Raw genomic sequence first — 5,413 nt, 5'->3', positions numbered from 1 at the left:
TTTCAAGTTTCAGGTTTCAAGTTTCAAGTTTCAAGTTTCAAGTTTCAAGTTTCAAGTTTCAAGTTTCAAGTTTCAAGTTTCAAGTTTCAAGTTTCAAGTTTCAAGTTTCAAGTTTCAAGTTTCAACATTTGAGTTTTGTTGACGGGGTGGGGTGCGGAGTACTGAAACGAACGTCTGGATGTTTTTACTTTTGTCACACGCATGATCGAACCTGGTTCTGACCCCGATGCCGTGACGGAATCGTTTTTCGATCCCGTGCTCGCGGAACGCTTGTCGGCGATTCCGTTGACGACGCGGCGGCCGATGTTGGGCACCGTTTCGGGGCGGCACCAGAGTCCGCATCGCGGATCGAGCGTTGAGTTTGCCGAGTACCGACGTTATCAGCCCGGCGATGATTTGAGGCGATTGGATTGGCGGGCTTACGGGCGAAGCGATCGCTACTATGTCAAGGAATTCGAAGCCGACACCAACTTGCGTCTGGTCTTGGTCCTCGACGGCAGCGGATCGATGGGGTTCGGTGACAAGCTGCAGGCGGCGCGGCAGATCGCAGCCACGCTCGCCTACATCGCGATTCGTCAAGGCGATGCCGCGGGATTGATTTGTGCCAGCGACGCCGGATCGGAATTGTTGCCGCCGCGGCGGATTGCCGGCCAGGTGTCGGTGTTGTTCGAGCGGTTGCGAAACCTGCAAGCCGACGGGGTGACGACCCTGGAAGAAACCCTTCATCAGCTGGCCGAAACGATTCGTGAACGCGCCTTGATCGTCGTGATTTCGGATCTGTTGCTGGAGCCGCCGACGCTCCGCAGCGCGGTCGAGCACTTGGCGTTTCGCAAACACGATGTCGCCGTCTTTCATTTGATGGATCCGGTCGAGTTGCAACCCGATTGGGATCGACCGATACGATTGGACGACATGGAGGGCGACGAATCGATTTTGGTCGATCCCGATGAGATCGCCGCCGGCTACGCAGACGCCGTCCAGGACTTTCTCGAAGAAGTCGAACGGATCAGTCGCGAAACGGCGGTCGACTATCACCGTGTGATGTTGGACCGGCCGATCGAAGAGTCGCTGATGGGATTTTTGGCCGGGCGAGGAAGAGATTCGGCTGTATGAGCTTTCTGAGACTCGGAGCACTGTGGGCTCTTCCGCTGGTTCTGATCCCGATCGTGATTCATTTGATTCACCGTCGCAGGCATCCCACTGCGCCGTGGGCGGCGATGATGTTTCTCCGCCGCGCCACCCAAGCACGTCGCGGTCCGGCAAAGCTGAGACGCTGGTTGATCCTTGCCGTGAGAACCTTGGTCGTCGCGGCTGTCGTGTTCGCACTGGCGCGTCCACTTTCCAGCGGCAGGTTCGGCGTCGCGGCCAGTCGTGTCGTTTCGGGGGCGCCTTCGGTGGTGGTCTTGGATCGGTCTGCCAGCATGCAGCGTCGAACCGAGTCTGGATTGACCCACCAGGCGGCCGCACTGCGACGTGTCGCGGAGACGCTGCGGACGTTGGGCACCGAGCGTGTGGTGTTGATTGACAGCGTCAGCGTCACGCCGATCGAGTTGGCGGATGTCGATGCGTTGACCGATCCACAGCTCACCGGCGGGGCGGCGTCCGCGGCAGACGTGCCAAAGATGCTGCGCGTCGCGATGCAGTACTTGATGGATCACGATCATTCGGTCGCCGACGTTTGGGTCTGCAGCGATGGTCAAGTGAACGATTGGCGTCCCGATGCCGCGTCATGGAACCGAGTCGTTCAGGCGGCCCAATCCTTAGGTGACGGCGTTCGTCTGCATCTGGTGGACGTTGCCGATGATCCACGCGTGAATACGTCGGTTGTGTTGACCCGTCTACGCGTCATCGATGCAGGTCCAGGCAAGGAACTGGCGGTTTCGGCGCTCGTCGAGCGGCAGGACGACGCGTCGGTGGTCGTTCCGCTGCGTCTGGTGGTCGGGGGCGTGACCCAGTCCTTCGATGTCCAGGTCGACGATGGACGAGGGGAATTGATTGATGCACGTGTCCCGGTGCCGGAAGACCAGGACGTCATCTACGGACAGGTTTCGATTCCGGCGGATCTGAACGCCGCGGATGATGATTGGTTTTTTGTTGCGGCTGCCGATCAGGATCGTCCCATCGGGTTGGTCACCGAGTCGCCGTGTTTGGCCTTGGAGGTGGCCGCGGATGTGCTGGGCAACGTGGTGGCTGCCGAGGGCGGGGCAGGGCAGGGGAGTCGTCTGCAACAACCGAGACAACTGCCCGGCGGTGTGGCGTGTTTGATCTGGCAGGGACAGCTACCCGTCGGCGACGATGCCGCGGCGGTCACGCGGTTTCTCGAGAGCGGCGGGAGCGTGGTTTTTTTTCCACCATCCGATGTCGACCGCGGGATCGAGTTCCAAGGCGTCCGTTGGGCGCAATGGACTCGGGGCACCGTTCGGCAGGCGAGCTTCGATCAGTGGGAATTGCCGATCGCCGCCTCGTGTTCCCTCGACGGCCAAATGGTGCGATTGGCGGAGATCGGCGAGGGGGAACTTTGGATCGGAAAGATTCGCGTCGGCGAAGGAGCCGCTTGGTTTTGCGGAGCCGACGTGATCGACGCCGACAGCTTGTTCGTCACCGATGGATTGGTGCTGTATGGATTGATGTCCGAAGCGCTCAATGCCAGCCCGCTGCAGGTTGCCGGTGATGGCGGGATCGTGGCGGGAACAGATGACCGCCGTCTGCAAAACGGGGCGGATCCGTTGAGCGAGACGGCAGACATCGAAACGCTGCTTGCCCGCGACGAAGCGATCGGCATGCCACTGGGGCACGGCGCCGGGGTGTTTGCGGTGAGGCACTCCACGGAAAGTGCACCGCGGTTGGTCGCGGTCAATCGGCCGGCGGCTGAATCCGATCGCCAGACAATCTCCGACTCGCAGCTCCAGGGGCTGCTGGGCGATGTTCGCTGGAACCGCGTGGTCCTACGTGGTCCCCAAGCCGACTCCGACGGCGGTCTGGTGCAGGAAATCTGGGGTGTGATCTGGGTGATGATGATCATCGGGATGTTGTGCGAAGCCTGGTTGACGTTGCCGGGGCGGGCACGAGGTGAGTCGCGATGGTTTTGATTTCTGCTGCGGCGATCATCGCTGTGATTTGGTTCGCATTGACCGCCTGGCGACGAAGTGGTCGTCGTTGGCGTGTCGCCGTGGTCGAGTGCTTGCGCGTCGTTTTGGTCACCGTCGCGATCGTGCTGCTGTGGCAACCCGAGACGACGTACCATGTCGATTCGGATCGCAAGGGAGAAGTTGTCTTGTTGATCGATCGCTCGGGTAGCATGCAAACACGTGATGTTCCGTCCGAATTCCGGTCGGCCAGTCGTCAGGAGATCGCCGACGGCATTGGCGAGGACGCTGCGTGGGCGCGGTTGGACGGTCGATTCAAAAAAGTTGATGTCTCGCTCGATGAGGGCCGCGACGGTTCCAGTGATGGTGGCAGCGACCTAGGCAGCGACCTAGGCAGCGACCTAGGCGGCGCGTTGGATCGGGCGGCCGAGCGTCATGAATCAGCCGTCGCGTTCGTGTTGGTGTCCGATGGCGATTTCAATCGGGGGCGTTCGCCGGTTCAGGCGGCGGCGGAAATCGCCGCCCGCAGCGGTGGTCGCGCACGCGTGGACTCGATTCCCATTGGCAGTGCCGATCGCTTGCCCGACATCGAACTCGTTTCCGCCGACGTTCCGACCTTTGGTGTCGTCGGTAAACCCGTCCGGATTCCGTTCACGATACGGAACTGGTTCAGCGAGACACGCGAAGTGACCGTGTCGTTGCTCCAAGACGATCGCGCCGCGGACGCCCAGACGGTTTCGATCCGCGGCGGTGCGCGTTTCGACGGGGCATTCGTGTGGCAATCCGACCAGGCAGGCACGTATGCCTTGACCTTCCAAACGCCCGTGATCGAATCGGAGATGAATCAAGAGAACAATCGGCTGAGCAAGACGATTGAAATTCGCGAAGAGAAACTGCGTGTGTTGGTCATCGAAGGGATTCCACGATGGGAGTATCGCTATTTGCGAAATGCGTTGTTGCGTGATCCGGGGATCGATGTTTCGTGTTTGCTCTTTCACCCCCAGTTGCCGGGGATGGGTGGCGGCGGAGAAGATTACTTGGCGTCGATGCCGGAGGATCCCGCGGAGTTGGCGTCCTACGATGTGATCTTCTTGGGCGATGTCGGTATCGCGGAAGGGCAATTGACCGTCGAACAGTGTCGACAGATTCGAGGGTTGGTCGAGCAGCAAGCGGTGGGCTTGGTGTTGATGCCGGGAACACGCGGACAGCAAGCGTCGTTGTTGCCCAGTGAACTCGGGGAATTGGTGCCTGTCGTGATCGACCCTGCCAGGCCGTTAGGCGTTGGCAACGGCACGCCGGCATCGTTTGCACTGACCGGGGCGGGCCGACGAAGCCTGTTGGCGGCGCTAGACGATGACCCACAGACCAACTGGGCGGTCTGGGAATCGCTGCCGGGATTTTATTGGCACGCCGCAGTGGTCCGCGCCAAAGCGGGCAGCGAGGTGCTGGCGGTACATGCCGAAGCAAGCAATCAATACGGGCGTGTGCCGCTGCTGGTCACGCGTCCGGCCGGCGCCGGCAAGGTCCTGTTCATGGGCATCGATTCGGTTTGGCGTTGGCGGATGGGTGTCGAGGATCAATACCACTATCGTTTTTGGGGCCAAGTGATTCGTTGGATGGCCTATCAACGCAACATGGCGGTCGGAGAAACCATGCGATTGTCCTATCGACCCGATCAACCGGAGATCGGAGAAACCGTGACGTTGAGGGCCAGCGTCATGACCAGCGACGGGACACCCTCCCAAGCCGACGCGGCGATGTTGGAAATCGTTTCACCAACCGGTTCGAACCAATCACTGCGACTGCAACGCGAAGATTCGCAGTGGGGTGTGTTCACCGCGCAGACCCAGTTGGACCAGTACGGCGTCTACGCCTTGACGCTCCGGCACCCCACGGAAGACTCCACCGTCACGGCGCGTGTTGCGGTGCAGGGCAGGGGGGAGGAACAGGTCGGTCGGCCGGCGCGGCGTGATATCATGATGGAAGTGGCCAAGGTTGGCCGCGGCCAGACATTCGCGCCCGATCAAATCAATCAACTCGTCGATCAACTCAATCGCTTGCCACCCGATCCTTCCACCGTGCGACGCATCCAGTGGTGGAATCACCCCGCGGTGTTGTCGGCCATGATCGCCGGATTGGCGCTCTTTTGGGTCGGAAGAAAATGGGCGGGAGGGGTTTAGGTTTCAAGTTTCAAGTTTCAAGTTTCAAGTTTCAAGTTTCAAGTTTCAAGTTTCAAGTTTCAGATTTCAAGTTTCAGATTTCAACCGCTAACCGCTAACCGCTAACCGCTAACAGCTAATAGCTAACCGCTAACAGCTAACCCCTCT

3 protein-coding genes are annotated in these 5,413 nt (G+C 60.0%); all 3 read left to right on the top strand.

Going from position 1 to position 5,413, the window contains the following annotated elements:
• Positions 1–201 precede the first annotated feature (201 nt).
• The 3 genes from ABX749_RS20070 to ABX749_RS20060 are packed head-to-tail and all read left to right on the top strand — an operon-like array spanning position 202 to position 5,266.
• On the top strand, positions 202–1,113 hold the full coding sequence (locus tag ABX749_RS20070; RefSeq protein WP_372897538.1) for a DUF58 domain-containing protein: 912 nt from the start codon (positions 202–204) through the stop codon (positions 1,111–1,113).
• Entirely contained in the window at positions 1,110–3,089 is a 1,980-nt protein-coding gene (locus tag ABX749_RS20065; protein ID WP_372897537.1) for a BatA domain-containing protein, read from the top strand. Before ABX749_RS20070 ends, ABX749_RS20065 begins: the two co-directional genes overlap by 4 nt.
• Positions 3,080–5,266: a hypothetical protein gene (locus ABX749_RS20060; protein WP_372897536.1), complete on the top strand. Its 2,187-nt coding sequence runs from the start codon at positions 3,080–3,082 to the stop codon at positions 5,264–5,266. Before ABX749_RS20065 ends, ABX749_RS20060 begins: the two co-directional genes overlap by 10 nt.
• Positions 5,267–5,413 lie beyond the last annotated feature (147 nt).

Origin of the sequence: Stieleria sp. (assembly GCF_041595215.1) — a bacterium.
Lineage (GTDB): Bacteria > Planctomycetota > Planctomycetia > Pirellulales > Pirellulaceae > Stieleria > Stieleria magnilauensis.
The sequence above is the reverse complement of the archived record's forward strand: the minus strand, read 5'-3'. Positions and strand labels throughout refer to the sequence as shown.

Coding starts and splice junctions, on each gene's coding strand:
- ABX749_RS20070 (WP_372897538.1), top strand. CDS start 202: ATGATCGAACCTGGTTCTGACCCCGATGCCGTGACGGAATCGTTTTTC.
- ABX749_RS20065 (WP_372897537.1), top strand. CDS start 1,110: ATGAGCTTTCTGAGACTCGGAGCACTGTGGGCTCTTCCGCTGGTTCTG.
- ABX749_RS20060 (WP_372897536.1), top strand. CDS start 3,080: ATGGTTTTGATTTCTGCTGCGGCGATCATCGCTGTGATTTGGTTCGCA.